Source organism: Cohnella boryungensis (assembly GCF_042651945.1).
In the GTDB taxonomy this organism is placed as follows: domain Bacteria; phylum Bacillota; class Bacilli; order Paenibacillales; family Paenibacillaceae; genus Cohnella; species Cohnella boryungensis.
The window spans coordinates 375,007-401,671 of sequence record NZ_JBHSED010000065.1 but is presented as its reverse complement, the minus strand read 5'-3'; the positions used below and the strand labels follow the sequence as shown (position 1 = coordinate 401,671).

At 51.7% G+C, this 26,665-nt stretch carries 25 protein-coding genes; 17 read left to right on the top strand and 8 right to left on the bottom strand.

Annotation, left to right across the window (positions count from 1 at the left end; all coding sequences use genetic code 11):
- The first annotated feature begins 106 nt into the window (after window positions 1-106).
- Together ACFO1S_RS25495 and ACFO1S_RS25490 are read left to right on the top strand one after the other, a co-directional pair.
- A complete protein-coding gene (locus ACFO1S_RS25495) occupies window positions 107-706 on the top strand; it encodes a TetR/AcrR family transcriptional regulator (protein ID WP_204601994.1) in 600 nt (199 codons plus the stop codon).
- 264 nt (window positions 707-970) lie between these two features.
- The gene (locus tag ACFO1S_RS25490; protein ID WP_204601996.1) at window positions 971-2,488 is read left to right on the top strand and encodes a malate:quinone oxidoreductase; all 1,518 of its coding nucleotides are present in this window, start codon (window positions 971-973) and stop codon (window positions 2,486-2,488) included.
- A 108-nt stretch (window positions 2,489-2,596) separates the two neighbouring features.
- Here ACFO1S_RS25490 and ACFO1S_RS25485 read toward each other — a convergent pair whose 3' ends face one another.
- Genes ACFO1S_RS25485 through ACFO1S_RS25475 form a run of 3 tightly spaced genes read right to left on the bottom strand, consistent with a single transcriptional unit; the run spans window position 2,597 to window position 5,373 of the window.
- Window positions 2,597-3,259: a ribulose-phosphate 3-epimerase gene (locus ACFO1S_RS25485; protein ID WP_204601998.1), complete on the bottom strand. Its 663-nt coding sequence runs from the start codon at window positions 3,257-3,259 to the stop codon at window positions 2,597-2,599.
- On the bottom strand, window positions 3,259-4,203 hold the full coding sequence (locus ACFO1S_RS25480; RefSeq protein WP_204602000.1) for a ribokinase: 945 nt from the start codon (window positions 4,201-4,203) through the stop codon (window positions 3,259-3,261). Before ACFO1S_RS25480 ends, ACFO1S_RS25485 begins: the two co-directional genes overlap by 1 nt.
- 12 nt (window positions 4,204-4,215) lie before the next feature.
- Window positions 4,216-5,373 carry a hypothetical protein gene (locus ACFO1S_RS25475; protein ID WP_204602002.1) on the bottom strand — a complete coding sequence of 386 codons (1,158 nt, stop codon included), beginning with the start codon at window positions 5,371-5,373 and terminating at the stop codon, window positions 4,216-4,218.
- Window positions 5,374-5,599: 226 nt separating this feature from the next.
- Between ACFO1S_RS25475 and ACFO1S_RS25470 the strand changes: the two genes are divergently transcribed.
- The 7 genes from ACFO1S_RS25470 (at window position 5,600) to ACFO1S_RS25440 (ending at window position 14,805) form a co-directional block, all read left to right on the top strand.
- On the top strand, window positions 5,600-6,802 hold the full coding sequence (locus tag ACFO1S_RS25470) for an ROK family transcriptional regulator (protein ID WP_204602004.1): 1,203 nt from the start codon (window positions 5,600-5,602) through the stop codon (window positions 6,800-6,802).
- A gap of 35 nt (window positions 6,803-6,837) precedes the next feature.
- Window positions 6,838-8,628, top strand: a complete 1,791-nt coding sequence (locus ACFO1S_RS25465; protein WP_378127796.1) for an L-fucose isomerase — start codon at window positions 6,838-6,840, stop codon at window positions 8,626-8,628.
- An 88-nt stretch (window positions 8,629-8,716) separates the two neighbouring features.
- Window positions 8,717-10,030, top strand: a complete 1,314-nt coding sequence (locus tag ACFO1S_RS25460) for an ABC transporter substrate-binding protein (protein ID WP_204602008.1) — start codon at window positions 8,717-8,719, stop codon at window positions 10,028-10,030.
- Window positions 10,031-10,186: 156 nt separating this feature from the next.
- A complete protein-coding gene (locus tag ACFO1S_RS25455; RefSeq protein ID WP_204602010.1) occupies window positions 10,187-11,062 on the top strand; it encodes a carbohydrate ABC transporter permease in 876 nt (291 codons plus the stop codon).
- Window positions 11,063-11,908, top strand: coding sequence for a carbohydrate ABC transporter permease (locus tag ACFO1S_RS25450; protein WP_204602012.1), 846 nt, complete (start codon window positions 11,063-11,065; stop codon window positions 11,906-11,908).
- Window positions 11,909-11,933: 25 nt separating this feature from the next.
- Window positions 11,934-13,211 (top strand): glycoside hydrolase family 125 protein, encoded by a 1,278-nt coding sequence (locus ACFO1S_RS25445; protein WP_204602014.1) that lies wholly within the window; start codon window positions 11,934-11,936, stop codon window positions 13,209-13,211.
- A 136-nt stretch (window positions 13,212-13,347) separates the two neighbouring features.
- Window positions 13,348-14,805 carry a WG repeat-containing protein gene (locus tag ACFO1S_RS25440; protein ID WP_204602016.1) on the top strand — a complete coding sequence of 486 codons (1,458 nt, stop codon included), beginning with the start codon at window positions 13,348-13,350 and terminating at the stop codon, window positions 14,803-14,805.
- A gap of 100 nt (window positions 14,806-14,905) precedes the next feature.
- Here ACFO1S_RS25440 and ACFO1S_RS25435 read toward each other — a convergent pair whose 3' ends face one another.
- Window positions 14,906-15,757, bottom strand: coding sequence for a helix-turn-helix domain-containing protein (locus ACFO1S_RS25435; protein WP_204602018.1), 852 nt, complete (start codon window positions 15,755-15,757; stop codon window positions 14,906-14,908).
- A 361-nt stretch (window positions 15,758-16,118) separates the two neighbouring features.
- Here ACFO1S_RS25435 and ACFO1S_RS25430 point away from each other — a divergent pair, with 361 nt between their 5' ends.
- The 8 genes from ACFO1S_RS25430 to ACFO1S_RS25395 all read left to right on the top strand — a co-directional run bounded on the left by ACFO1S_RS25430 (window position 16,119) and on the right by ACFO1S_RS25395 (window position 23,274).
- On the top strand, window positions 16,119-17,036 hold the full coding sequence (locus ACFO1S_RS25430; protein WP_204602020.1) for a protein-ADP-ribose hydrolase: 918 nt from the start codon (window positions 16,119-16,121) through the stop codon (window positions 17,034-17,036).
- A gap of 25 nt (window positions 17,037-17,061) precedes the next feature.
- The gene (locus tag ACFO1S_RS25425) at window positions 17,062-17,511 is read left to right on the top strand and encodes an Rrf2 family transcriptional regulator (RefSeq protein WP_204602574.1); all 450 of its coding nucleotides are present in this window, start codon (window positions 17,062-17,064) and stop codon (window positions 17,509-17,511) included.
- On the top strand, window positions 17,508-18,362 hold the full coding sequence (locus ACFO1S_RS25420) for an SIR2 family NAD-dependent protein deacylase (RefSeq protein WP_204602022.1): 855 nt from the start codon (window positions 17,508-17,510) through the stop codon (window positions 18,360-18,362). Before ACFO1S_RS25425 ends, ACFO1S_RS25420 begins: the two co-directional genes overlap by 4 nt.
- Before the next feature lie 35 nt (window positions 18,363-18,397).
- Window positions 18,398-19,105 (top strand): response regulator transcription factor, encoded by a 708-nt coding sequence (locus ACFO1S_RS25415; protein WP_204602030.1) that lies wholly within the window; start codon window positions 18,398-18,400, stop codon window positions 19,103-19,105.
- Window positions 19,083-20,558, top strand: a complete 1,476-nt coding sequence (locus ACFO1S_RS25410; RefSeq protein WP_204602032.1) for a sensor histidine kinase — start codon at window positions 19,083-19,085, stop codon at window positions 20,556-20,558. Before ACFO1S_RS25415 ends, ACFO1S_RS25410 begins: the two co-directional genes overlap by 23 nt.
- A gap of 98 nt (window positions 20,559-20,656) precedes the next feature.
- Window positions 20,657-21,769, top strand: coding sequence for a hypothetical protein (locus tag ACFO1S_RS25405; protein ID WP_204602034.1), 1,113 nt, complete (start codon window positions 20,657-20,659; stop codon window positions 21,767-21,769).
- A gap of 15 nt (window positions 21,770-21,784) precedes the next feature.
- Window positions 21,785-22,429 (top strand): hypothetical protein, encoded by a 645-nt coding sequence (locus ACFO1S_RS25400; RefSeq protein WP_204602036.1) that lies wholly within the window; start codon window positions 21,785-21,787, stop codon window positions 22,427-22,429.
- 191 nt (window positions 22,430-22,620) lie between these two features.
- Window positions 22,621-23,274 carry a DUF2306 domain-containing protein gene (locus ACFO1S_RS25395; protein ID WP_204602038.1) on the top strand — a complete coding sequence of 218 codons (654 nt, stop codon included), beginning with the start codon at window positions 22,621-22,623 and terminating at the stop codon, window positions 23,272-23,274.
- On the opposite strand, the gene ACFO1S_RS25390 is transcribed toward ACFO1S_RS25395, so the two are convergent.
- The 4 genes from ACFO1S_RS25390 to ACFO1S_RS25375 all read right to left on the bottom strand — a co-directional run bounded on the left by ACFO1S_RS25390 (window position 23,271) and on the right by ACFO1S_RS25375 (window position 26,664).
- Window positions 23,271-24,185 carry a sensor histidine kinase gene (locus ACFO1S_RS25390; RefSeq protein ID WP_204602040.1) on the bottom strand — a complete coding sequence of 305 codons (915 nt, stop codon included), beginning with the start codon at window positions 24,183-24,185 and terminating at the stop codon, window positions 23,271-23,273. The genes ACFO1S_RS25395 and ACFO1S_RS25390 overlap by 4 nt on opposite strands.
- Before the next feature lie 24 nt (window positions 24,186-24,209).
- Window positions 24,210-24,971, bottom strand: a complete 762-nt coding sequence (locus ACFO1S_RS25385; protein ID WP_204602042.1) for an ABC transporter permease — start codon at window positions 24,969-24,971, stop codon at window positions 24,210-24,212.
- Window positions 24,964-25,887 (bottom strand): ABC transporter ATP-binding protein, encoded by a 924-nt coding sequence (locus ACFO1S_RS25380; RefSeq protein WP_204602044.1) that lies wholly within the window; start codon window positions 25,885-25,887, stop codon window positions 24,964-24,966. The genes ACFO1S_RS25385 and ACFO1S_RS25380 overlap by 8 nt, the downstream gene beginning before the upstream one ends.
- A gap of 84 nt (window positions 25,888-25,971) precedes the next feature.
- Window positions 25,972-26,664: a response regulator transcription factor gene (locus tag ACFO1S_RS25375; RefSeq protein WP_204602046.1), complete on the bottom strand. Its 693-nt coding sequence runs from the start codon at window positions 26,662-26,664 to the stop codon at window positions 25,972-25,974.
- Window position 26,665 lies beyond the last annotated feature (1 nt).

Here is a 26,665-nt window from a genome sequence, read left to right as displayed (position 1 = left end):
CAAGGAGCGATTCGCTGGAAATTTCAAAAGTTCCTTTCCAGCCCCTCGGGGACTGGAAACTGACTTAAAGATGCTTTCAAAAGATACTATACGAGGAGAGCTTGGCATGAATGCTTCCACACCACGGACGGATCCTCGCATTGTTCGCACGCGAAAAATGCTTCGGGACGCCCTGGTCGAGCTGCTTGAGGAGATGGATATCGAGAAAATATCCGTCAATCGGCTTGCGCAGCGGGCCACGATTAATCGGGTGACGTTTTATTTACACTATCGCGACATTCCGGACATGCTGGATAAGATGGCGGACGATATGGTCGAGGAGTTCAAGTCCATTATGAAAGCATCGGAGACGAGCCACGTCAAGGACAAGGATGCGGAATGGCCGCTTATGGTGAGTTTGCTGGAGCACATCGCGGAGCAGTCCCGTTTCTATAAGGTGATTCTGGCGACGAACAGAACGACTGTGTTTACGGATCGGCTGCTGCAGCTTCTGAAGAGCTTGATTGTCGTGAAATTGGAGCATGCGGAGAAGTTCGTGGAAGGGACCGGCATCAAGAGAGAAATCGCCATCTGGTACGGCTCTTCGGCGGTGATCGGCTCGATCATCGCATGGCTCCGAATGGATATGCCCTATACGCCGCAATTCCTCGCCGGACAGTTTGCCTTGCTGCGCAAATACGTGAAGGAAAGGTCGGAAGGCCTTTAAGCCTCCAAACCTACAATAACTTGGGTCCCGAACCTGGTATTGGTTAAGTGCGCGCGGATTAGAACGGACGACGCGCTTTTTAAAACGATTATGGCGATCAGATAAGTAGTAAAATATTTTAATCTATCGGCAATAGTGATACACTAGAATAAGAGAATCATGAATCCAGAAAAGGTGTTTACCCAGGCCGCCCTGACTTGCAGTAGCGCATAATCAGGAGCGCCTGCATTTTTCTGCAAATATTAGGGCATAAGGACGGTAAAAATGAGCAACAGACAAACTAGAACAGACGTTATCTTAATTGGTGCAGGCATCATGAGCGCGACTTTGGGGGCGCTGCTGAAGGAGCTGGCGCCGGATTGGGACATTACCGTGATCGAGAGACGCAGCGGCGCCGCAGAGGAAAGCTCCAACGAATGGAATAATGCGGGAACGGGACATTCCTCGTTGTGCGAGCTTAACTACACCGTCGAGAAATCGGACGGATCTGTAGATATCAGCAAGGCGGTCAAGGTCAATGAAGAGTTTCAGGTATCCAGGCAGTTCTGGTCTTACTTGGTAGAACGCAAGCTGATTCGCAATCCTCGGGACTTTGTCGTGCCCGTGCCTCATATGAGCTTCGTGCAAGGAGAGAAGGACGTATCCTTCTTAAAAAGACGTTTTGACGCATTGTCCGTCAATCCTTTGTTCCAAGGCATGGAATATACGGACGATCCGGCAAAGCTGGCGGAATGGATTCCGTTGATGATGAAGGACCGGGCAAAAAACGAACCCATCGCAGCTACAAGAAGCGAAGCCGGAACGGATGTGAATTTCGGCGCTTTGACGCGTTTGCTGTTCGATCACTTAAAGAGCAAAAACGTGGACATCAAATTCAGGCATGATGTAAAAGATATTAAAAGAACCAGCGACGGCGGATGGGAATTGAAGGTACGGAATGTCGACGACGGCACCGTTGAACGGCGCACGGCCAAGTTCGTCTTTATCGGCGGCGGAGGAGGAAGCCTGCATCTGCTGCAAAAATCCGGTATTCCGGAAGGAAAAGGAATCGGCGGATTTCCGGTTAGCGGGTTATTCATGGTGTGTCAGAAGCCGGAGGTTGTCGCCCAGCATCAAGCCAAAGTATACGGCAAGGCACCGGTCGGCGCGCCACCTATGTCCGTGCCGCATCTGGACACCAGGGTGATCGATAATAAGGATTCTTTACTGTTCGGACCGTTTGCCGGATTTTCGCCGAAGTTTCTGAAATTCGGTTCGATGTTTGATCTGGTCACCTCCATAAAAATGCACAATCTCGTCACGATGATGGCGGCAGGCGTCAAAAACGTTCCGTTGACCACGTATTTGATCAAGCAAGTGCTGCTGTCGAAGGAAAAGCGGATGGACGCTTTGCGGGAATTTGTCCCGAATGCCAGAAGCGAGGATTGGGATCTGCTAGTAGCCGGACAGCGTGTGCAAATTATCAAAGACACTTCCGCAGGCAAAGGCACGCTTCAATTCGGCACGGAGGTAATCAGTGCCGCCGACGGCTCGATCGCCGCCTTGCTCGGCGCTTCTCCGGGGGCTTCTACAGCCGTATCCGTCATGCTTGAGGTTCTCAATAAATGCTTCCCGCAGCAAATAAAAACGTGGGAGCCGAAGCTCAAGGAAATGATTCCTTCTTACGGCGTACCGCTATTGAAAAATCCGGAGCTGATCCAGGAAATTCTGGCTTCCACAGAGCGGACGCTCGGACTAAACGAAAGCCAGCCGTTGAAGGCCGTTCGCCGAACCGTATCCTGATCACGGAGAAGCAAGACTAACTTCAGAGAGCACATAAAAACCTTCCATCGGAGCCAAGTACTCCGATGGAAGGTTTTGTTATAGAACAGGAAGGTGCATATCGTTCCCTCAACGCTGCGCCTCCAGCGTATGGCGGAACTTGTTAAGCTTGTCCATGTCTACATGGTTGTGCGAATAGGCGGCTGTCGTGCCCAGAACAAAAATGTTCGCGCCATAGCTCTTGCAGACGGCGGCGGATTCGGAGCCGATATTGCCATCGACGACGATGTCTTTGCCTTCGCCGATCAGCTCGCGAATGCGTCCGATTTTAGGAGCGGCGCTTTCCAGAAACTTTTGCCCGGCGAAGCCGGGCTCTACCGTCATGACAAGCACATAATCCAGATAAGGTACAATGTTGGCCAGAAACTCGACGGGTGCGTGCGGGTTCAGCGCAATGCCTGCACGCTTGCCTGCTTTGCGGATTTGAGTCAAATACTTGATCGGCTGATTGGTCGCCTCAATGTGGAAGGATACGTGGCTGCACTTCGTTGACAGCACCTCTGGCAGCGCAATATCCAGATTTTCGACCATGAGATGAACCTCGACGGGAACGACGGAGGATTCCGCCATTCGTCTGACCTGATCGAAGCCAAGCGTAATATTGTTCACGAAGCTGCCGTCCATAACGTCCGCGTGCACGAAGTGGGCGCCGGAAATCCGAATTTCATCCAGAGCCTCTCCCAAGTTCAACGGATCGGCACACATAATCGACAAAGCCAACTGGGTGTTCATCAAGTGACCTCCTTGAGCGATCTGCTATACAGAAGCTCTACCTCTTCACCGAACGGCAGCGCGTCAATCGCTCCCCGCCGTGTGACGGAAATCGCCGCGGCCGCATTGGCGTAACGGATGCTGTTATGCATGTCGGTCCCTCTCGACAGCGCAAAGGTCAGGGCCGCCATGAAACAATCCCCGGCAGCCGTCGTATCGACCGCTTCTCCTGCCCGACAAGCTTCAAAATGAACGAAGTCGCAGCCGTCATACAACAATGCGCCTTGAGCGCCCAGCTTCAGTACAACGTTCCGGCAACCGGATTCATAGAGCTTGATGCAAGCTAGCCGGGCATCCCGCATGCCGGTGATTGAAATGCCTGTTAGTTGCGCCGCTTCGACCTCGTTCGGGCTGAGTACAAGCACGTCGCGGAACAAATCGAGCGGAAGCTCTCTAGCGGGACCGGCATCCACGATTGCATGAACGCCATGCTTTCTGGATGCTTGAAGCAGTTCTTCCACCGCGGAGAGGCTGATCTCCAGCTCAAGAGACAAGAAACCAAATCGAGGCATCTCGGTGACCAGCTTATCCAGATCGCGCCGGTTAAACGTGTCATTAGCTCCCATATACGACAAGATCGTGTTGTTTCCGTTCCCGTCGACCAGTACATAGGCGGTTCCAGTGCCAGTCTGTTCATCGAAGAAGATCAGATCCGAAGAAATTTTCTCATGTCCATAGGCGGATAGCAGCACGTCGCTCTGAACGTCTCTGCCGAGCTTGCAACTGAACTCCATCTTGGCGCCAAGGCGGGACAGGGCGACGGCGCGGTTAGAGCCTTTGCCGCCGAGTCCTTCGGTGCGACTGCGAACCAGAAGGGACTCCCCATTGTAGGGATTCCGGGGCACGTGCAGAATGACGTCAGCGTTGGCGCTGCCTACGACAAGAATGCGCGGACTGCGTTGCATGACTCGACCTCCTTAAGCACGACTGAATTGCTCTATAAAGCCGACGTTTTTCTCTGTGTTGACCAATCTGTCTACGGCTCCGTACACGTTGACGGCACTGACGACAAAACTGTCCAGCTTGCTATAGCCCTCGTTTAAGCACTCGAATACGCCATCATTCTTAAAGCTGTCCAGTACGTCCTTCACCGTTTGCGCGGCAAGCGCCGAGTCCGTCTGGGCCAGACACCACACGACCCAGCCTGTAGCCGTTGCCCAGTAAGCGCCGTTCTGATATTCCTCATGAGGGACATCAATCAGCAAACGCTCCCAATGTTGGCCTTTAAGCAAATGCCGGATTTGGCCTTTGTACACATAGTTATCGTACTGATCCTTCAGGAATGCCAATATGCTGTCCTTGACCTTGGCGGCAGGGAAGCCGATGTAAAGCATATAGGCGTTGCCCCAAATGTCCAACTGCCTACAATCCTGAGATGCGGCGAAAAAAGCGCCGCTGCTTTCGTCGTAAAGCCGATAAATCGCCGACTCAATTATTGCCGCTCTTCGCTCCAGAGACCCGGCCAGACTTCTATCCCCGAAACGGACATCCAATTCCGCTAGGAATATGCAGCTTCGCCAGTAGAGCAGCGATTCCTTGAACAGCTCGCCGGTTTTCCCGATCGTATCCGTAAAGCCGTAAGGGGAATGAGGTGCGGAAGGGTCGTTGTAGACGAGTCCGGATTCGCTTAATGCAATCAGGTCAAGTCCGCGGATCAGCGGTTGCTTCCATTCGCGGTACAGCTCGATTGCTTTCTCCTTCTCGATTCTGTTCAGGTAGCTATGAACGACGAAAAGGAGAAACGGCGTATTGTCCAAGTTCGCTTCGCCGACGGGACTCCCCGCTTCGCCTGCGGCAAATACGGGGGTGCCGTCGCTATATACGCGGTCAGGCATCCATCCGTCCTCGCGTCGGGCGTTCATGATGAAACGAATCCCTTTCTCGATTGAATCTTCCTCCAAATAAGCTCCCGCATATTCGACCATGTAACCGAAATCCCTAACCCAAAGCGCGTTATAGCTGGCAATGCCATCCGGCGTAAAGAGGACGGTGCCGTCATGTGCCGGTGTTGCGCAGCCTTTGATCAGTTGCCTGGATTTCTGTCCAAGCTCATTTAAGATGTCATTAATTGTCATATAGAAGATCACCTCTCTGTTGTCGTATGAGTGCTGACCAAATTGTATAACATAATTCAAATAGTTTTCAATAACACATTTTAAAATTAGATTAGTAAAATATATTTACAAAAGATTGAGGGGTTGTTATACTAACCTCAGACAGCACCTGCCAAATAGAGCTTGTAATCCATCAAGAGTTGGCACAAAAATAGAGTATAGACCCATAAAGAAGAAGGTGCGCATTTTGGCGGGAAATAATACGAAAATATTAAAGCTGGCTAACAGATATCTTGTATTGCAGTGCATCTCTAACTATGAGCCGATCACGATAGAGGATATCGTCAAGAAGACGAATCTCAGTCGTCCGACCGTCATTAATTCTGTTAAGGAGCTTACGGAGAAGGAGATCGTAACCAAAGATGGATACGCGGAATCGACCGGCGGCAGAACGGCTGCGTTGCTTTCGACGAACGCCGATGCTTATTATGCCGTTGGCGCGGATTTCGAATTTCCCAAGGTCCGGTTGGCGATTGCCAATCTTAAGGGAACGATTCTCCATTCTCACCATCTTAAATATCCGCAAGACATTACCGCGGAGGAGCTTTTGGCTGATTTGCCTGACCGGATATACGACTTTATCCACAGCTCCAACGTCGACACGAAGAAGATCGAAGGGCTTGGAATGGGCATTTCCGGCATCATCGACACCAACAGCGGGCACTCGAAATTCATCGAGCGAATCAACGGCTGGAAGGACATTGACATCAAGTCGATCCTGGAGCAAAAGCTGAAGATGCCCGTCTATATTCGGAACGACGTTCATCTGATGGGGTTAGTAGAGAAGCGGTTTTATAATCCGAACGATAACAACGCTTTCATCTATATCGGACTCCGTTCTGGCATTGGCAGTGCGATCTTCCTGAAGAACACGATCTATGAAGGGAAGAACGGCAATGCAGGCTTTACGGGCCATATTACGCTGGATGTCAATGGGCCTCGCTGCTTCTGCGGTCAGAGAGGATGCCTGGACGTATTTGCAGGAGAGCTGTCTTTGATTGAGCGGTATAAAGCCGCACGAAGGTCGAACGGACTATCCGAGTTGTCCGATGAAGATATCAATCTGGCCCATTTGATCCGTTGGGCAACCGGAGGAGACGAGCTTGCATCGGCAATATTGAAGGAAGCCGGCTTCTATCTGGGCGTTGCGATCGCCAATCTGGTCAAGACGCTGGAAATTCCGACCGTCATTATCGGCGGTGGGGCGAGCATCGAGTCTTCCGAGTTTTTTCGATCGGTGAAGCAGGCGGCGAGCGACCATCTCAAGTTTCAATTTGAAGATATCGTCATCAGCTGCGGCCAGCTGGAGGAACGCGATTATGCGTTAGGCGGATGCTTCCTGTTGTTCGATCACCTGTTCAACAAACCTAAACTGAAGCTGCAGATTTAACATCACTGTCTAAACCTACGAAGGGTGTGGCTCCCATGAACACAAAATCATTCAGCAGAATCGCAATCGGGATTCGACCGGTTATCGATGGTCGTACCGGGGGAGTAAGGGAGGAACTGGAAGAGCAGACGATGCGCATGGCGCATTCGGTTGCATCGCTCATTCAACATAATTTGCGGTATTCGGACGGCGCGCCGGTGCAGTGTCTCATCGCGGATACTTGCATCGGGGGCGTGCAGGAGGCCAGGGCGGCGGACGAGAAGTTCGCCCGGGCGAATGTCGGAGCAACGATCTCCGTTACGCCTTGCTGGGCGTATGGCAGTGAAACGATTGACCTCGATCCGCTCAGGCCGAAGGCGATATGGGGTTTTAACGGATCGGAGCGCTCCGGCGCCGTTTACCTGGCTGCCGCACTGGCAGCTCACAATCAGAAGGGGCTTCCGGCATTCGGCATTTACGGTCAAGAGGTGCAGGACAAGGATGACGATACGATTCCGGACGATGTCGGTCGCAAGCTGCTGCAATTTGCCAGAAGCGCAATAGCCGTTGCGGAAATGCGAGGCAAATCGTATCTCTCTATCGGCTCCGTCAGCATGGGGATCGCAGGCTCGATTGTGAATGAAGATTTTTTTCAATCCTATCTCGGCATGCACAACGAATATGTAGATATGAGCGAGATCAGCCGTCGGATTCATCTGAATATATACGACGACGAGGAGTACAAAAAGGCTCAGGCTTGGTTACAAAAACATGGCAAGGAAGGCACTGACTTCAATACCCCTCAGATGCAGTTGTCCCGGGAGAAGAAGGATGACATCTGGCGCTTCGTCGTCAAGATGACACTGATTATCCGCGATTTGATGGTTGGTAATCCTAAGCTTGCGGAACTTGGCTTTACGGAAGAAGCGTTCGGCCATCATGCCCTCGCAGGGGGATTCCAGGGTCAACGGCATTGGAACGACTATTTGCCCAACGGCGATTTTTCCGAGGCGATTCTGAATTCCTCCTTCGATTGGAACGGTATTCGTCAGCCCTTCGTAGTCGCTACGGAGAACGACAGTCTGAACGCCGTAACGATGCTGTTCGGAAAGCTGCTTACGAATACGGCGCAATCCTTCGTCGATATTCGAACCTTCTGGAGCCCCGAGTCTGTCAATCGTGTAACCGGTGTCAAGCTGGAAGGTCCTGCTGCTGGAGGCGTCATCCATCTGAAAAACTCCGGCTCTGTCGCGCTGGACAGCAGCGGCGAACAAATGATAGGCGGCAAGCCGAGCTTGAAGCCGTTCTGGGACATTACAGAGGAGGAAATGCTCCGCTGTCTCGACGCAACGACATGGCATCCGGCGCATCAGGGCTACTTCAGAGGCGGCGGCTTCTCCAGCCATGTTTTGTCTCGCGGCGGCATGCCGATTACCCTTTCCAGGCTTAATCTGATCAAGGGGCTCGGGCCGGTGCTCCAGATCGCCCAAGGCTACACCGTGGATTTGCCGGAGCAGGTTCACCGCATGCTGGACGACAGAACCGATCCCGCCTGGCCGACCGCCTGGTTTGCTCCGATCATTACGGGCAAAGGCGCGTTCAAGGATGTGTACACCGTCATGAACAGTTGGGGGGCCAACCACGGCTCGTTCAGCTATGGTCATATTGGAGCCGACCTGATTACGCTGGCATCGATGCTAAGAATCCCGGTAACCATGCATAATGTGCCGGAGGAGCAGATTTTCCGTCCGAGCGCCTGGCTCGCCTTCGGGATTGAAGAAGATTACGTCGGCACCGATTACAGGGCTTGCTCAACCTACGGTCCGTTATATTCTTCCCGCCGCTAACGTTGTGTCGCGCCGACATGCTGTATTGGCCAGCAGCATTCTGCGCTTTCACATAGATTGAACAACAAGATAAAGGGAGGTACTTCACATGAAGAAAATTGGAGCAATGCTCACCTCGCTTGTTCTGCTTGCCTCTGTTCTAGCCGCATGCGGTTCGAACAACGCAGACAATAGCGGTGCAAGCCCTGGCGCAGCAACGCCAAGCGCAGGGAAGGGAGGCGAACCAATCGAGCTGCAGATTCTATCCCTCAAGCAGGAGCAATCCAGTCAGGACGCATTTAAACAGATTATCGACAACTTCCAGAAAGAGAATTCGAATATCACCGTTGATATTCAAACCATGAATGCGGATCAGCTTAAAACGACTTTGAGAGCGAGATCCGCAGCCAATGAAATGCCTGACCTGATTACTTGGATGAAGGAAGTCGAGCCTGACACCCTGCTTGATCTGTCTGGCGAAAGCTTCCTGTCTAACCTGAATTCCGACAGTGTCGCCGCAGCTAATGCCATTTACGACAACAAAGTGTATGCGATGCCGATTGATAACGGATACATTGGTTTCTACTACAACAAGACGGTATTGGCGGACAACGGCTTGGAAGTGCCCAAGACACTTTCGGAAATGAAGACGGTTGTTGAAGCGCTTAAAGCAAAAGGTATTCCGGCGTTCGCCACAGGCGCCAAGGACTTGTCCGTCGCTTATATGCCGCTCATCTCGCTTTTCTCCGAAACGGTATTCGGACAAAACCCGAACTGGTCTCAGGAGCGCGATGAGGGCAAGATCAGCATTGCAACCGATCCGAACTGGAAGCTTGCATTTGACCTTCACAAGGATTATGTATACGGTTACAGCGATGTCGGCAATGCGTACAACATTTCTTATGACGACGCGAATGCCATGATTGCGCAAGGCAAGGCGGCTTTTTATGGAAATGGCCCTTGGGCGTTGAGTGGAATTCGGGAAGTCGGACCTACAGCGGATATCGGCTTGATGGCATTCCCGATTTCTGAAAATCCTGACGATTCAAAGCTGCTTGTGTTCCCGGATACGTCGCTTTCCATCTCCAAGGACAGCAAAAATATCGAAGCCGCCAAAAAGTTCCTGGCCTATATGGCCTCTCAAGAAGCGGGAACTATTTGGTCCGAGAAGGTCAAAGTTTCCTCCACGGTAAACGGGGTCAACGTCGACTACGATCCGATCGCAGCAGATATCAATGCGTATATTTCCAGCGGAAAGTTCACACCATACGGTGACCGGGTGCTGCGCTCCGTCTTTACGGACAAGCTCTGGGAGGATTTCTCGAAATATATGCTGGATCAGACCGATTGGGAGAAGCTTTCCGCCGACCTTGACGCGTTCTGGGACAAAGCGAAGGACATTGAAAACACGGCAGGCAAATAACATCTATAGCCTCTTATGATGACCGCTTGACGACACCGCATGGATATTCCGTAACAGTCTTCTGTTGATGGAATATCCATGCTTTCAATCAAGGTGTCTTAACCTTCGGTCGAATGTACAGTAGGCCAAAATGCATGTCGAAAGAGGATGTTTCCTATGAAAATAAATCGAAACGGCTTATTCTACTTTCTAATCCTGTCTCCTGCTTTGCTGCTGTTTACGGTCTTTTTCATTATCCCCGTCGTACAGAGCTTGACGCTTTCGTTGACGGACGCCTACGGCATGAGAGTCACGTACAACTTTATCGGCCTGGATAATTACATCGAAGCTTTGAAGGACGAGAGCTTCATCGATACGATCAGCGCAACGCTTCTGTTCACGGCTTTTGCCGTCATTGTTGGCAATCTATTGTCTCTGATGCTGGCCCTGATCCTGGATACGAAGCTGCGGGGGAGAAACTTCCTGCGTTCGATATTTTTTATCCCGAACATTATGAGCCTGCTTGTTGTCGGTTATGTGTGGTCTTTCGTCTACGGGGATGCGATACCGGACTTGCTCAGCTTCCTGCAGGTGCCGCAGCAGATGCAGCGGTCGATTCTCGGAAATCCGGACATTGTTGTCTACGCGCTGGCGATTACGGCGATCTGGAATGCGGCGGGCTATTATATGATCATTTATTTGGCGGCGCTGCAAGGCATATCCGACGATTTGATGGAGGCTGCCAAAATCGACGGAGCCCGGGGCAGAGACATTCTGTTCCGCATTAAGCTGCCGCTGATTGCGCCTTCCATCGTAACTTGTCTTATGCTGTCGGTGGCAGCGCATATCAAAGTGTTCGAGCTGCCTTTTACGATGACGTCGGGCGGTCCCGCCGGCGCTTCCATGACGATGGTACTCAAAATCTACAATACGGCGTTTAATGCGAACCGGACAGGCTATGCGACGGCGCAATCGACCATCTTCTTTATTCTTATCGCGACGATTACGCTGGTGCTGGTCAGAATTATGAAGTCAAGGGAGGCGAAGCTCTAGATGCATACCGCAGCCAACTTATCCAAGCGTTCATGGCGGAAGCTTCTCCTGACGGCAATCATCTGGATTCTGGCCCTGTTATTCTTTGCGCCGATCTATATCGTGATATTAAACTCCTTCAAAACAAAGCCGGAGCTTATGGTATCGGCGATCTCCTTGCCGAAAAGCATCGACTTCGGCAACTACGCAACCATACTGACGAATAACGACTTCTTCCCGTCGCTGCTATTCAGCGTGTTTATCGTCGCGGTAACGACTACGCTTACCATACTGGTGTCATCGCTGGCAGGTTATTCGCTTGCAAGATGGAAGAGCAAGTTTTCAGGCGCTATTATGCTTGTGTTTCTCTCGACGCTGTTTGTTCCGTTTCAGGTTTATATGGTCGCTTTGATTGTAATCGCCAGAGACTTACATCTTACCGGAAATGCGATCGGTCTTATTCTCATATATATCGCGCTTGGAATGCCGGTGCCGATATTTCTGTACAGAAGCTACGCTTATGCCATGTCAACTGAAATCGAAGAAGCCGCAGCGATTGACGGCTGCAGCAGACTGCAATTGTTTTTCCGCGTCGTACTCCCGCTCATGAAGCCGATCACCGCAACGGTCGCCGTTCTGAATGCACTCTGGTCATGGGGAGAATTTCTGGTCGCATTCCTGGTGTACGGCAACCACAAGCCAATGACGATTCCGCTGTCGCAGCAATATTTCTTTGGCACCTACAACCAACAATGGCATCTCATTATGACGGGATTTGTCGTCTCGACAATTCCGATCGTCATTTTCTACATTCTGATGCAGAAGCATATTGTCAAAGGAATTGCCGCAGGAGCCGTCAAAGGATAATTTCAAGCAGGAAAGAGCTGACAACATGTATACTTCCATTCATAACAAGTCAGAATCGGCAATGAAACAATTGAAGAGAGTTAACCCCGAGCTTGCGAATCTGTTTCAGCAATGCTATCTGAATACGCTTGACACAACGGTCGAACGTCTGCCTGACGGAACGACATTCGTGATTACGGGAGATATTCCAGCGATGTGGCTGCGGGATTCGTCTGCGCAAGTAAGGCCCTATGTGAAGCTTGCATCGGAAGATGACCAATTGGCTGCGATGATCAAAGGGCTCGTATGGCGGCAGGCTAGCATGATCGTGCTGGATCCCTATGCCAACGCATTCAACAAAGAAGCCAACGGAAATGGCCATCAACAGGACAGAACTACCATGTTGCCGATAATATGGGAAAGAAAATTCGAGCTTGATTCTTTGTGTTATCCGGTTCAACTTCTTCATGATTACTGGAGTACTACCGAGGACGAGAGCATCTTCAACGAAGCCATTCACCTGATGATGAAAGCAATCGTCGACACGATGATCATCGAACAGAGGCATGACATGCAGTCCTCTTACTCGTTCGAGCGCGACGATATTATACTGCCCTCCGATACGCTGCCCTTCGACGGCCGAGGCACGCACACCAATTATACGGGGATGGTGTGGTCGGGCTTCCGCCCCAGCGACGACGCTTGCAAGTTCGGCTATCTGATCCCGGCAAATATGTTCGCGGTTGTTATACTTGAATATATTGGCTTGTTTGCGAGCCGTTTCTACAACGATGCGGCGTTGGCTGCCAAAGCGGAGAAGCTCAGCAAGGAAATTACCTTCGGCATTGAGACGTACGGCGTATATGATCATCCCCGGCACGGTCTGATCTACGCTTATGAGACCGACGGCTTCGGAAACTACAATCTGATGGATGACGCTAACGTGCCGAGTCTGCTGTCGATCCCGTACTTGGGCTATTTGCCGGCGGATGATGCCAGGTATCGAAGAACAAGGGCGTTTGTACTCAGTAAGGACAATCCCTATTATTACGAAGGCAAATTTGCCAAGGGGATCGGAAGTCCTCACACCCCCGCCGGATATATATGGCACATTGGGCTTATTATTCAAGGACTGACCTCCACTGATCGGAAGGAGCAGGATGAGCTGATCCGACAAATCTCGGCGACTACAGCCGGAACGCATTTCATGCATGAAAGCTTTAATCCGGACGATCCGGGCCAATTCACCCGAGAATGGTTCGCCTGGGCGAACAGTTTGTTCGGCCAGTTTATCTTGAAATGTGCAGAAGCGGGATCATCTTGATCCCGTTTTTAATGCGTAAGAAGATTTATAAACGCGAGTGGGCTCTCCGTGACTCATCTCCAAATTATGCATGGAAAACTCTTCCGTCCTTCCTTACAATAAAGGTTGCACCTTAGAAGTGAAGGAGACCTGCGAGATGAGAAAGTTAATGACATTAATGCTTGGAGTAGGCCTTGTTGCAGCAATTCCTATGCAGGCCTTTGCGAATTCGGCGTATCCGCTGGCCATCGAAGCCCGCTTTGACGAAGCTAGACCGTTTCATGAAGGCTTGGCGGCTGTTCAAGCGGGGAAACAATGGGGGGTCATCGACAAGTCCGGAAGTTTCGTCCTGCAGCCTCGCTACGACTGGATCGAAGATTTCAAGGATGGGTATGCGTTAGTTGGCGAGATTGATGCCAAGGGGCTTAACCGAATCGGGTTGATCGATAAGGCTGGACAAGAAACGATAGAGCCTCTCTATTTCCACCTGGATTTGCTGGAGGACGGCATTGTCAGACTTTCCCGCGACGGAAAGTATGGTTTAAGACAAGCCGACGGGAAGGAAATCGTACCTCTCAAATACGATCATATCGGAGATTTCAACGACGGCTTGGCTCGGGTGACCGTCAAGGCCAAGCACGGCTACATCGATCGCGCAGGAAAGCTGGTCATTCCGATTCAATATGAATCCGCGCGCGATTTCAAGCTTGGCTATGCCGTTGTCGGAAAGAACGGCAAGGTCGGAATGATCGATAAACGCGGCAAAGTTGCGATTCCACTAAAGTACAATAATATTGGCGATTACGACGAAAGCCTGTTTACTTTCGCTCAGGCAAGCTCCAAAGTGTCTCCGAGAGTCGCCGGCGATGCGTTCAAAAGCCAAATCGTCGATGCAAACGGCAAATATCACAACGTGGAGTGGGGAGCGGCCGACATCCGAACCGGCAAAGTCAAGATCGCCGCACAATACGATTATTTGTGGAGATTTACGAACGGCTACGGCTGGGTTGTCAGCAATAATCGCAAGGGCATTATCGACCGGGCGGGCAATATCGTCGTGCCAATTCAATACAAAGGGATTACGGATTTGTCGGAGTATAACGGCGATCCCGTATTCGTCCTCTATGACACGAGCGGAAAGCTGGGTCTGTTCAATACCGACAAGCCGAAGGCCAAAATAACGATGCATGCGTATAGCCGCCTGGCAGCTTTCCGCAACGATCCGAGCCTCGGCCAATCGCGCGAAGGCGTCGTAAGGGTTGTTAATGCAAGCAAGAAGATGGGCGTTCTCGACCATTCCGGGAAAGAAGTTGCGCCCGCCATCTATGACGAAATCGGAGATTTTCGGGATGGCATTGCCGTCATGAAAAGAAATAAAAAATACGGAATGATCGACCGATCGGGCAAGGAGATCATCGCGCCGATCTATTCATCCTTGGGCAACTTCAAGGAAGGTGCGGCTCTATTTACAAAGAACGGCAAGCATGGCTTCCTCGATAAGAAAGGCAACGAGATTATCCCGGCGCAGTTCGAGGACACCTACGGAGGGTTCAGCGAAGGGATGGCCGCCGTTCGTTCCGGCGGAAAATGGGGGTACATCACGAATCCGTTATAAGCCGAATTGCGCCAATGCGCAAGCTCCGAGGCCATGGTCTCTAGGAGCTTGCGCTTTTTATTCGTCAATGCGTTCGTGTGATTGGAGTGCGGACGAGTGGTTAATTCAAATACTGCTTGCGAAAGCGAAGCGGAGGCATTCCGGCGAGGCGTTTGAAGCAGGCGGAGAAATAAGGCGCGTAGCGGAAGCCGACCTCCTCGGCGATTCGCTCGATCGACCACTCGGTGGACACGAGCAGCCGTTTTGCCCGCTCTATTCGAAACTGAAGCAAGTAGTGGACCGGCGTAACGCCGTATTTCAGCTTCATACAGCGCACAATGTAATTGGGGTGAAAGTGGAGAGCCTCGGCCAGCCTCTCGTTCGTCAATTCTTCCCGGTAATTTTGCTGAAGATAGGCGGCGGTTTTCTCGGCCAGTCGGGTTGCCGGAGAGCGGCTTTCGGTCGTCCCGCCGCTTTCCAGCAAAGCCAACAGCCGGGCCAGCAGGCTTTGCTCCTCCCAGAAGGAATCGCCGACAGGCAGCTCCTGAAGCTGCCGCATCAGATCAAAAGCATGCTGAGGGCTGGGCAGCGAGACGTGCTTGGGGATACGAATCGAGTAAGGATAAGCGAAGGGGGATTTGTGGGCGGTTCCGCCCGCAAATTCATCCCATACGCCCTGTCGCCAAGCGGAATGCTCAAAATGAAGCCAGTAAAATACCGTATCCTGCTCGCAGGGCTTGACCGAGTAGTGCTCCCCGTCCGGCAGCAGCAACAGGGCATCGCCTGCGCCAAGCGACCATGCGCTCCCGTTCTCCCCGATGTGCAGCCTTCCGTCGACCACAATCAACAGATCGAAGAGACCGAGGTTTCTTCGATTCGGATGACGATCGCCGATCAGAAAGTCCGAGCGGCCGGATTCCCGTAAATAGGGGAGCGGAGGGGTATGCAGTTCAACGATCGTGGGTTCGCTCATGCCAATCTCCTGACTTTTTTAATGTTGTTTTTTATAAGATCAGGTTTAATCCGTTCCAATCTGCGCCTTGAAAAATAGCATATACTCGAACGTGTCGAGAGTCAATTTGCAAGCACTCGAGGAGGATAAGCACCCGGCAATTGCCCTGCGATAATGTAACTGCTACAATTACAGGCGAACGACTTCTTTTTTTGAACTATCAGAAAGTATAAGATGCAGACCACCTTTATACTCATCTGATAGCGCGATACAAAACGTCTGCCGCCTTACTAAAGGATGGCGAAGCCGGTTTTACTTGATTCAATTAGTAACAGTGTTGGTTACATTTAAATTGCAGCCAAGCTGGAAAGGGGCTCAGTCTATGGACCAGGACCGCTTATCTACCCTTAGATTGTCAGTATACAGATCGGAGATCGATTTGGACGAACCGCTATACGCTTCGGTGGAGCCGCAACTCACCGAGGAGGTCTACCTGGCGTCTCTGGAAGCGGCCGTCGAGCTGCTGCAAGAGCATACGGAGAACGCTTCGGGACAGACTCGATTACTTTCCCGCGAGCGAAAAAGAGCTTATCTTAAAGCCGCTCTGACGGTGATGCCGCCGGAAGCGGTATCCGAGAAGCTGCATGGGCATGTGGATCGGCTGTTGCAGTTCGAACGACAATCGAAAGCCATTGCCAACGCTTCCGACCTGGTCCCCGCGTCGAAGCGGTTTGGCAACAGACGCATTCCTGCGGAGCTTGTTCTGTGGCAGGGAGACATCACCGAGCTTGCGGCCGATGCCATCGTGAATGCCGCCAACAACGCGCTGTTAGGCTGCTTCCAGCCCTTTCACGCATGCATCGACAACGCTATTCATTCGGCTGCGGGTCCGCGCCTTCGCGAGGACTGCAATCGGATCATGAAGCTGCAAGGACATTCCGAGCCGACGGGACATGCCAAAATCACCAGGGCCTATCATCTGCCCTCCGCTTATGTTCTGCATACAGTGGGGCCGATTGTTCCGGCCGGAAGCCCGGTCACGGAGCGGCACCGCATGCTGCTGGCGAATTGCTATACTTCCTGCCTGTCGCTGGCGGCACAGATTGACTCTATACGTTCGATTGCCTTTTGCGCGATATCAACGGGGGTATTCGGCTATCCCAAAGCCGAAGCGGCGGAGCTTGCCGTAAGAGAAGTGACGAATTGGCTGAAGCAAAATCCCGGACGCTTCGACCGGATTATATATAATGCGTTCAGCGATGAAGATCGGCGTATCTACGAATCGGTGCTGAAGCAATGAGAAGGATCGGAAGGGGGTCACCGCCATAATTAGCAGCCGTTTTACCGTAGCGGTCCACATATTGACCTTCATCCATATCTATGAAGGCAAAGTGACATCGGAATTCATCGCTTCGAGCGTTAATACGAATGCCGCAGTCATTCGCAAATTGATGAGCATGCTCGGCAAAGCCAAATTGATTGAATCCAGACCCGGCGTCGTTGGGATCAGGCTGATGCGACCTATTTCGGAGATTACGTTGCTGGAGGCTTATCATGCGGTTGAGCTGCCGGAAGCCCGGGGCTTGTTCACGGTTCATCAGGGCACGAGCCTGAAGTGTCCGGTGGGACGAAACGTTCAGCGGGCGCTCGACGAGCCGTTGAGAAGCGCTCAATTGCAAATGGAGAATACGCTTGCTCAAACGACGGTGGAGCAGGTTGTCGCGGATATCCTGAATCGGGAGAACGATGAAGCAGAAGTGAGGCTAATGATATGAAGAATAATGAACAACAGGCGCTCCATCGAGCAATGTCGGCGCTGCAAGAGGCGGAGTGCATCGTGTTGGGCGGAGGAGCTGGCTTGTCCGCTGCGGCGGGTCTAGCGTATGGGGGAGAGAGATTTACCGCGAGCTTTGCTCCGTTCATCCGCAGATACGGGCTAACCGATATGTATTCCTCGGGCTTTTACCCGTTTCGAACGCAGGAGGAGAGATGGGGCTATTGGGCCAAGCACATAAGCCTTAACCGTTATGAAGCGACGGTCACCCGGCTGTATCGGGACCTGTTTCAATTAGTCCGGCACAAGAATTACTTTGTCATCACCACGAATGTAGACAGTCAGTTCGAGAAGGCGGGCTTTCCGGCTGACAGAATCTTCGAGGTTCAGGGGAACTACGGCTATCTGCAGTGCGCGGTGGCCTGTCACGACAGATTGTATAATAATGAGACGGCTGTTAAAGAAATGCTGGAGCAGACGATCAATTGTACAATTCCTGCCTCGCTTGTTCCTATGTGCCCGGTGTGCGGCGGTACGATGGACCCTCACTTGAGAATCAACGCCTACTTCATCCAGAACGAGGGCTGGCATCAAGCCAATGAGGCTTATCAGCGTTTTCTAAGCGCGGCGGAAGAGAAGAAGACGGTGCTCTTGGAGCTGGGCGTCGGTTATAACACGCCGGGAATCATCCGTTATCCTTTTGAGAAGTGGACGCACCAGAATAGAAATGCCACCTTGATCCGGTTGAACAAAAGCGACCCCGAAGGCATGAAAGAAAATGAAAGCAAAACCATATCGATCACGAGCGAGATGCAAGACGCATTATCCGCTTGGATAGCAGGGGACGAATGAGCCCAGGATATCTATGGAAGAATGGGGGCTAACGAATGAGCGGAAAGGTTATGGTTGTCGAGGATGAGAGAAAAATCGCGGAGGCGATTGCCTATGCTCTGAGCAGAGAAGGCTATACCGTAGAAATTGTCGATCATGGAGACGCTGCCCTAACAAGATTGGGGGAGTTTCGCCCGGATGCCCTTATCCTGGATGTCATGCTTCCCGGGAAGGATGGCTACGACATTCTAAAAAAGCTGCAAGATAAAGGACGCATAGGGGTAATCATGTTGACGGCGAAAGAGGATATTGTCAATAAAATACTGGGGCTGGAGCTCGGAGCCGACGACTATATGACGAAGCCCTTCGATATGCGTGAGCTGCTTGCGCGCTTAAAATCATTGCTGCGAAGAATGCAGGCCGCGGCTGAGGTGCAGGAGGTTACGGAGATTGTATTTGACGACATCGTGCTGAATGTCGGCAAAAGAACGGCTCACGCAAAGGAGCAGAAGCTGGACTTGACGCCGAAGGAGTACGATCTGCTGGCCTTGCTGCTATCCAACCCCGACAGGGTGTACACCCGAGAGCAGCTTCTCGATCTCGTATGGGAAATGGAGTATATTGGCGGGACCCGTACCGTAGATATTCACGTGCAGCGCGTGCGAAAGAAATTGGGCGAAGCCTATAGCGACATCATACAGACCGTTCACGGGATTGGCTATAAAGTGTTGGGAGGGTACAGTGCGAATCAGCATAAAAGTTAAATTCAGCATTTTCCTCGGCGTTCTTCTGCTTCTGACGGTATTTATTATCAGCTTGCTGGTGCTTCAAGGCATCAAGCAAAATCAGCAGACGCAGCTTGAGCAATATTTCTCACAGCAATCAGCGACGGCGAATATCTACTTTATCCAAACGCTTATGGCCGAATCGAATAAATCGCCGGAAACGTTCCTTGCCGCCAAAGGCAGGGAGTTCGCCGCGCAATTGGAGCTCATAACGGGACAAACGGTGGTCTTGTACGACCAGGAGGGGGCTGTCCTGAACAAAGGCAGCACTTATGCGGCGCCGAAGGGCTTGCAAAGAGCGCTTGCCTATGCTCAGCAAAACAAAGACGCCTATCTGACGGAGAAAAGCTCGCTGTATTACATGACTCCGCTAAGAGCGGGCAACGATCAGGTCGGCGTCATCCAGTTCCATTACTCTTTATCTGCCAACCAAGCCTTCTACGATCAGATCAAGCAATGGTTTGTCTACATCGGAGCAGGAGTGTTTATGTTGAGCTTTGCGCTGGCATACGTGTATTTTAATTCGTTCGCGCTCGGCATCATCAGGCTGAACAAGACAGTAGACCAGATCCGGCAGGGAGACTACAAGACAACCCCCTTATTGCGAAGGGATGAGATTGGCGAGCTGAGCGCAGGCATCGGGGCCATGAGCGAGCAGATCATGAGAACGATACGGGATAAGGACGAGGAACGGGAAAAGCTGGCTTTGGCGGTTCAGAAGCTGTCGCTGTTGGACAAACAGCAAAAGGAGTTTATTGGCAGCGTCACTCACGAATTTAAAACGCCATTAACTTCCATTCAAGCCTATATTGATTTGCTGGATATGTATCCGGACGATGAAAAATTGCTGGAAACCTCAAAACGGAATATCGACAGCGAGACGAAACGCCTATATGAAATGGTGGAAAAGGTGCTGCAGCTCTCCGCTCTGGACAAATACGATTTTGAGTTCGTCAAGGAAAGAGTGGATGTTCCTTTTCTTATTCGGATCGTGCTTAACAGCCTGAAAGGGAAAATAGACAAATTCGGAATTGAATTGAGAACAGATCTGACGGAAGCCTGCGTGGAAGCAGACCAGGACAGCATGACTCTTGTTCTGGTGAATCTGCTGGACAATGCCATCAAGTATAACCGCCCCCGCGGGCATATTCAGGTCAGCAACCGGGTGCAGGGCGGACAGGTATTCATCGAAATTGCCAATACGGGTATCGGCATTCCTGAGGAGGTCGGACACAAAATATTTGACGCCTTCTACACCGTGGATAAGAATAGAGCCCGGCAGAACGGGGGAGCCGGATTAGGCTTGTCCCTTGCCCAGAAATACGCGAAGGTGCTTGGCGGCTCCATTACGCTTGTTAGCTCGGACGCGGAGATCACCTTGTTCCGAGTATCGCTGCCAGCCTATGCGCCTTCTGCAAATGGCCAGAAGTAACAGCTCTGTTGCTTTTGTTTACATTTTGGAAATAACCGTTTGTATTTTAGGAATAAGTTCCTGATATAGTGAGGGAAGTCGGAAGGAGGTGACCCCCCTTGAGAAAACAAACCCTGCTGATGATGGCGGCGGTTCCCGCATTGCTGCTATCCGTGACAGCATGCAGTTCAAATTCTGACGGAGGTCGGGTCGTCATCAAGGAATCCGGGTCGACGATCACAGTCGTTGAACGCGCTGCCCCGAAGGCCGGCGGCCCGGAAGTCGCCGTGGAATCGATTGATCGGGTAGGCGATGTGGAAATTACGGATTGGCTGGACGAGAAAACGATTATTGTATCTAAGGAAAACGAGGCCTTGGACAGAATGAAGCTGGCAGAATTGTCGGAGCTTTATCCCAAAAGCTTGTATGCATACAGCTTGACCTCCAAGCAATACAAGCTGCTGAAGGAGAAGCCGAACACCTTGTTAGGAGGAGCGGTGCTGTCGCCGGACAAGAAGCATTTGCTCTATCATGAATTTGATCTGGGCGATCCCGTCTATTATGTGCTGAATCTCGATACGCTGAAATCCTTCGGCCTGATCGGCCAACCGATCGGCGGAGCCGTCAGCGCCCGATGGACAGCCAATGGAACGATTGTTGGAGCTTCGTACAGCAGCGGCATATACGAAGCGCAGACATCGGGAGATATCGGCCTCATCCCCGGCCTGGAAGAGGAAGGCTTATTTATCGCTAGGAAAGTCAAGGATAAGGTCTATTACAATACTCAGTACGATGGAACCTTAAAGCAGATGGATCTGACGACCAAAGAGAAGACGAGCTTGAAGCTCGACCAGGTATATGACCTCATCCCCTCGCCGGATGAAAATCTACTGCTGGCGCTTCAATATCGGGGCTCCAAAGCAACTATGATCGTCTATGATACGATTAAAGGGACCGCAAAAACCATTGTTGAAGGCACGGAGCTTGGCGGGGTGTCCTGGTCTCCAGATCAGCGGATGATCGCGTACAGACTGAGTGCTGACACGGCAGGCGCATCGGCCAATGGTTTGTATGTCTATGATATGTTATCTGGCGATTCCACACAGATCGCCGTTGATCTAAACCATGCAACAACCGTCTGGAGCCCTTCCGGCAACGCGCTGGCCTATACCGAATGGAAAGGGTACAAAGCCAGCAGCAGCATTGTTCATTTGAAATATTCAATACGCTAATTAAGGAGAGACAGTATGATGAACTTAGGCTCAACCCTGAAAAAACTGCCGGTGCTGGCTATGGCTTTCGCGCTTGTTGCTTGCTCCAGCGTTAACGAACCGGCCGGTTCGCCAAGAAGCACCGCCTCACCCTCGCAGAACGCGAGCGCCTCTTCTCCGGCACCTAGCGCCAATACCCCGGCTCCTTCGGAGAAGCCGCCCGGTACAGCACGCCCGCAGACCGAAAGCTTCGATCTGATCACAGGACCGCAAGCCGCAACGCTGCATCAAGGGGACGGATTTTCCTTGTATCTCTTTGATGGGTTTGTTTTTGATGCCGACCAAGGACGACTGTCGCTGGAAAAGAACAGCGATTACGATGTAGAGATCAAGCTTCTGCCAACGGATGAAGACCTGTCGAAGCTGAGAGCTGCAGGAGAGGAAGAGCTCGCGAAAGCCGGCAAGGTTTCCGATTACAGCGGGGAGCTTGTCGAGCATCCGCTCGGTTCTGCAGAGCTCTATCTTCAAGCGGAAAGCGGGGACGGAATCAGCGACTACATCGTCTGGAAAGCGGAGTCGGGAGACCGTTTTCTGTTCCGTCTGCACAATCCGAAGGGCAAAGAAGCCTCCGATTTCGCCAACCCGGTTCTTGTCACGCTTTCGACAGTTCAGGCTAATTAATACTTTCGCAAGAGGAATAGGTTGTAGTGGGCATCCAAGCGGGCGGTCGCCAGACGGCGGTCGGGGTACGAGTACCGACCTCGGTCTGTGCCGCCTGCCGAGCCTCGGTCGGATTTCCTTACTTGTGATCTGCGGTAAGCTGAAATCGAGCATGGATATTCATGCATTCGAGCCTCCGAGGGGGAATCGCCTTGCAAAAGGCAAACGGCAGCCGCAAAAGCATAACGGTGATCGCGTTTCTGGCATTGGGCATCGGAATTTTTCTGGCATTCCAGTACTATGCGCTAGGAGCGGACAGCAGCGATTTTGTGCAAGACAAGATAAGTCGAATGAAGCTGGAGGACATTTGGTACGAAGTGCTCTATCTGCACATCGGGACGGCCGTCGTGGCGATCTGTATCGGGTGGACGCAATTCGTCGGCAAGCTGCGCAAAAAATCGCCTGCGCTTCATCAAGGGGGCGGGCTCCTTTATACCGTGTGCGTCGGCTTGTCCGGGATCGCCGGAGGGTATCTGTCGTTCTATGCTACGGGCGGATGGGTGTCCTGGGCGGGTTTTTTTCTGCTTTCGTTGGCATGGCTGTACACCTTGATTCAAGGGGTTCGGACGATTGTCGTCCAGAGAGACGTGCACGCGCATCGGGAATGGATGATTCGCAACTATGCCTTGACCTTCGCCGCGGTGACCTTAAGAGTTTACGTTCCGGCGTCCACCGAGATTTTCGGACCGGATAATTTTGAAGCATGCTACCGGATCAATGCCTGGCTTTGCTGGGTACCGAACTTGATCTTCGCGGAGTGGCTGCTGCGGAATCGTAAATCCGTCTCAGCTTCGTCAAGCCGCTAATCCGGCGCCACGCCCGACAGCTTCCAACGGCAAGTCATCGTGAGCTTCTCCCCGTGCAGTTCGGCTGTCATCGTACCCCCCATTTTGTGCATCAGGCTTTTGGAGATGGAAAGACCAAGCCCCGATCCTTGAGCGGATCGGGTGCGGTCTGCGGTGTAGAAACGGTCGAACAACAGGGTAACGTCCGTTCCAGCTAGTTCTTGCGCATCGTTAATCATCGTCAGGCTGGCCGTATCCTGCTGCCGTTCAAGACGAAATTCCACTTGTTTGCTTGCATGCTTGATCGCATTGACAAGCAAGTTCTCCACGACTCTCCGCACAGCTGATTCATCCGCGTATACGAACACCTTATCCTGCGGCAATCGGATATCCGGCACGATGTCGCGCTCGTTAAACGAATCATAAAATCCAAACAAAATATCGGAGAGCAGGGCGGTTATCTCCAGCTTCTCGGTTTGAAGAGAGTAATCCAAAGATTCAATTACGGACAATTCAAAGAAATCGTTCAGCAAAGCTTGCAGTCGCTGCGTTCTTTTTTTAACGACGGAGACGTATTCATGCTTCTCCTCGGGCGTTATAGACTCCGCCTCCAACAGTTGAATATAACCGAAGATAGAGGTTAACGGTGTACGGATGTCATGGGAAATATTCGCAACAGCTTGCCGAAGTTCATTTTCAGTGCGTTTTTGATGAGCTTCGGCTTCTACGATAAGCTCGGATTGACGATTGATCTGTCCGGCCAGCGCTTCAAGCCGCTGGTCGAACAGAGCCACGTCGAGCTTTTTTCCGCTTTCCCGGTTGTTGTAGCGGCGCAATTGCTCCGTCATCCGACCTAGCTCGCTTCTTAGCATCATCAGACGGACAAGCAGGAAAGCCACAGCCGCAACCGATAGGATGATCAGAATAAGCAAGGCGCTCCTGCCCCCTTTGCTTGATTATTTAATTTCCTTTTTACGATACACAACAATACCGAGCAGTCCGGATACCGCAAACGTCAACAACGGTGCGAGCAGGAGCGCTGGCATATCTCCGACGTCCAATTGCGGCCTTCCGATATCGCCTATTAGCTTGAAGATGGAATAGTCGTATAAGGTCTCAACGAATGCGAGCTTCGAACCTATGCCTGCCAATATTGTATCGATCATGAGGAAGAAAATCATCGAGAAGCCGATGGTTTTGCCGCTGTCGATAAGGATCATAGTAAATAAAGCCCCGATTGCCGCGTAGCCCGCCGCGTACAATAGCGTGAATCCGAGGGCTCGCGGTATGAACAGCGAGCTGCTTCCCTCCGGCAGATGGCCAAAGCCCGAAAGCAATGTAACTTCAATGGTGCTGACGATCGGAAAGACGAGAGAGATCGCCATCGAGCCGAACGCAAATACGATGAGCTTTGCAGCGAACAGTCGTCCCCTGGTATTGCCCGACGAAGCGATTGTCTTCATGACGCCCGTGGAGTATTCATTGGAGATGAAGAAGCCAGCCAGCACTGCTACGCCGAGCTTGATCACATACGCATTGCCTGAGATAAAGGCAACCAGAAATTCCGCTCCGGTCATCTGAGGTTTACCGCTAGCTTGATAATCAAAATAATAAAGAAGAGGGTACGTCAGGGAAAGAGCGGAAAGTATGAACAGCAGCGTCCAAAACGACCGGTTCTTACGCAGCTTGAACAGCTCGACTCTGAGCAAATTATACATGCGCGTGGCCTCCGATCCGCTTTGTGAAATAGCTCTCCAGATCTTCACCCATAGGCATGAACTTCTCGATCTCCAGCCCGGCAGAGAATAGGGCAGACGAGACTTTGCCCGGTCTCTCCAAGCGGCCATACAGCTTGATAGCGCCGTCCTGCATCACTTCGAAATCGGTCGTACCCAGCTCGTTCTGAATAACGGCTGCGGCTTTGTCCGGATTGTCTACTTCGATCAATACATAGTGTTGGCATTGCTCGTCTAATTGTTTGGCAGTGAGCTGTTCCAGCAACTGTCCGCGATGAATAATGCCGTAATGGCTTGCCATTAAATGCAGCTCGCTCAGAATATGACTAGAGATGAGTATCGTAATGCCAAGCTCTTGGTTTAACCGCTTGAGCAGCTGGCGCATTTCGACGACGCCCATTGGATCCAATCCATTGGTGGGCTCGTCCAAAATCAGGAATTCCGGATCGCCCAGCAGGGCAATCGCAAGGCCTAGCCGCTGCTTCATGCCAAGCGAGAAGTTTTTCGCTTTTTTCCTCCCGGCGTTCTGAAGGCCGACCTGCTCCAACATTCTGGGCACGGAATCTTTGCCTGGGATGCCGCGAAGAATCCGATTCGCTTCCAGATTTTCGCTGGCGGTCATATGGGGGAACAGGGCAGGGCTTTCGATCATGGAGCCGATTCGCTTGCGAGCTTGGATCAACGCCTGATCTTCACTGGCGCCGAACAGTTCAATCGTTCCCTCGGTTGGAAAAGCAAGTCCAGTCACAATACGGATCAGCGTTGATTTTCCAGCTCCATTTTGTCCTATGAAGCCGTAAATGGAGCCTTTACGAATGGACAAATTGACTTTGTCCAGCGCGGTTTGGCCCTTAAACTTCTTGGATAGCAAATTCGTTTGCAACACGTATTCGTGCATTGTCGTCTTGGCCTCCTTCATGATAATAGACCAAGTATAGAAACGAAAATATAAGAAGAGCTAAAGCCAATCATTAAGAATGTCTTAAGGCTTCAATCGATAGCCCATGCCCCATACCGTCTCGATATACTCGCTATCGGGGACGGCCTTAGCCAGCTTGCCGCGCAAATTGCTCATATGAACGTTGACCGTATTATCGTCGCCGTAGAAGGGCTCGTTCCACACGCTCTCGTACAGATTGGATTTCGTGAATACCCTTTTCGGGGCCGACATGAGCAGCGCCAAAATCTCATATTCGCGTGCCGTAAGCGCCAGCGCCTTCCCATCCGCAGTAACCGACATGGCCTCTTGATCCAGTACTAGCTCCTTATGCCGCAGTACTTTGGGCATAGCCGGTTGCGCGATCCTGGCATAGATGCGCAGATGAGAATCGATCCGCGCCGATACCTCCTCGATGTCGAATGGCTTCGTGATGAAATCGTCCGCCCCTCCGCGCAAGGCGGCCACCTTGGTCATCGGCTCGCCCTTGGCTGAAATAATAATAATCGGCATATCGTCCCGCCCGGCGATCCGCCGGAGCAATTCCTCGCCCGTCATTCCCGGCAGCATCAGATCAAGCAGCAGCATGCTCCATGGCCTCTGTTCCAGATAGAGGAGAGCCTCCGTTCCTGAAAAGGCGGGTTGAGGGATATAACCGCTTTTCTTAATAATATTGCACAGCAGCTGGCTGATGTCGCTGTCGTCCTCTGCAACGAGAATATGAATTGGATTGTTCATT

What these genes read in the sequence shown, in the direction of transcription:
- ACFO1S_RS25495 (WP_204601994.1), top strand. Translation starts at nt 107, where the DNA reads ATGAATGCTTCCACACCACGGACGGATCCTCGCATTGTTCGCACGCGA.
- ACFO1S_RS25490 (WP_204601996.1), top strand. Translation starts at nt 971, where the DNA reads ATGAGCAACAGACAAACTAGAACAGACGTTATCTTAATTGGTGCAGGC.
- ACFO1S_RS25485 (WP_204601998.1), bottom strand. Translation starts at nt 3,259, where the DNA reads ATGAACACCCAGTTGGCTTTGTCGATTATGTGTGCCGATCCGTTGAAC.
- ACFO1S_RS25480 (WP_204602000.1), bottom strand. Translation starts at nt 4,203, where the DNA reads ATGCAACGCAGTCCGCGCATTCTTGTCGTAGGCAGCGCCAACGCTGAC.
- ACFO1S_RS25475 (WP_204602002.1), bottom strand. Translation starts at nt 5,373, where the DNA reads ATGACAATTAATGACATCTTAAATGAGCTTGGACAGAAATCCAGGCAA.
- ACFO1S_RS25465 (WP_378127796.1), top strand. Translation starts at nt 6,838, where the DNA reads ATGAACACAAAATCATTCAGCAGAATCGCAATCGGGATTCGACCGGTT.
- ACFO1S_RS25460 (WP_204602008.1), top strand. Translation starts at nt 8,717, where the DNA reads ATGAAGAAAATTGGAGCAATGCTCACCTCGCTTGTTCTGCTTGCCTCT.
- ACFO1S_RS25455 (WP_204602010.1), top strand. Translation starts at nt 10,187, where the DNA reads ATGAAAATAAATCGAAACGGCTTATTCTACTTTCTAATCCTGTCTCCT.
- ACFO1S_RS25450 (WP_204602012.1), top strand. Translation starts at nt 11,063, where the DNA reads ATGCATACCGCAGCCAACTTATCCAAGCGTTCATGGCGGAAGCTTCTC.
- ACFO1S_RS25445 (WP_204602014.1), top strand. Translation starts at nt 11,934, where the DNA reads ATGTATACTTCCATTCATAACAAGTCAGAATCGGCAATGAAACAATTG.
- ACFO1S_RS25440 (WP_204602016.1), top strand. Translation starts at nt 13,348, where the DNA reads ATGAGAAAGTTAATGACATTAATGCTTGGAGTAGGCCTTGTTGCAGCA.
- ACFO1S_RS25435 (WP_204602018.1), bottom strand. Translation starts at nt 15,757, where the DNA reads ATGAGCGAACCCACGATCGTTGAACTGCATACCCCTCCGCTCCCCTAT.
- ACFO1S_RS25430 (WP_204602020.1), top strand. Translation starts at nt 16,119, where the DNA reads ATGGACCAGGACCGCTTATCTACCCTTAGATTGTCAGTATACAGATCG.
- ACFO1S_RS25420 (WP_204602022.1), top strand. Translation starts at nt 17,508, where the DNA reads ATGAAGAATAATGAACAACAGGCGCTCCATCGAGCAATGTCGGCGCTG.
- ACFO1S_RS25415 (WP_204602030.1), top strand. Translation starts at nt 18,398, where the DNA reads ATGAGCGGAAAGGTTATGGTTGTCGAGGATGAGAGAAAAATCGCGGAG.
- ACFO1S_RS25400 (WP_204602036.1), top strand. Translation starts at nt 21,785, where the DNA reads ATGATGAACTTAGGCTCAACCCTGAAAAAACTGCCGGTGCTGGCTATG.
- ACFO1S_RS25385 (WP_204602042.1), bottom strand. Translation starts at nt 24,971, where the DNA reads ATGTATAATTTGCTCAGAGTCGAGCTGTTCAAGCTGCGTAAGAACCGG.
- ACFO1S_RS25380 (WP_204602044.1), bottom strand. Translation starts at nt 25,887, where the DNA reads ATGCACGAATACGTGTTGCAAACGAATTTGCTATCCAAGAAGTTTAAG.
- ACFO1S_RS25375 (WP_204602046.1), bottom strand. Translation starts at nt 26,664, where the DNA reads ATGAACAATCCAATTCATATTCTCGTTGCAGAGGACGACAGCGACATC.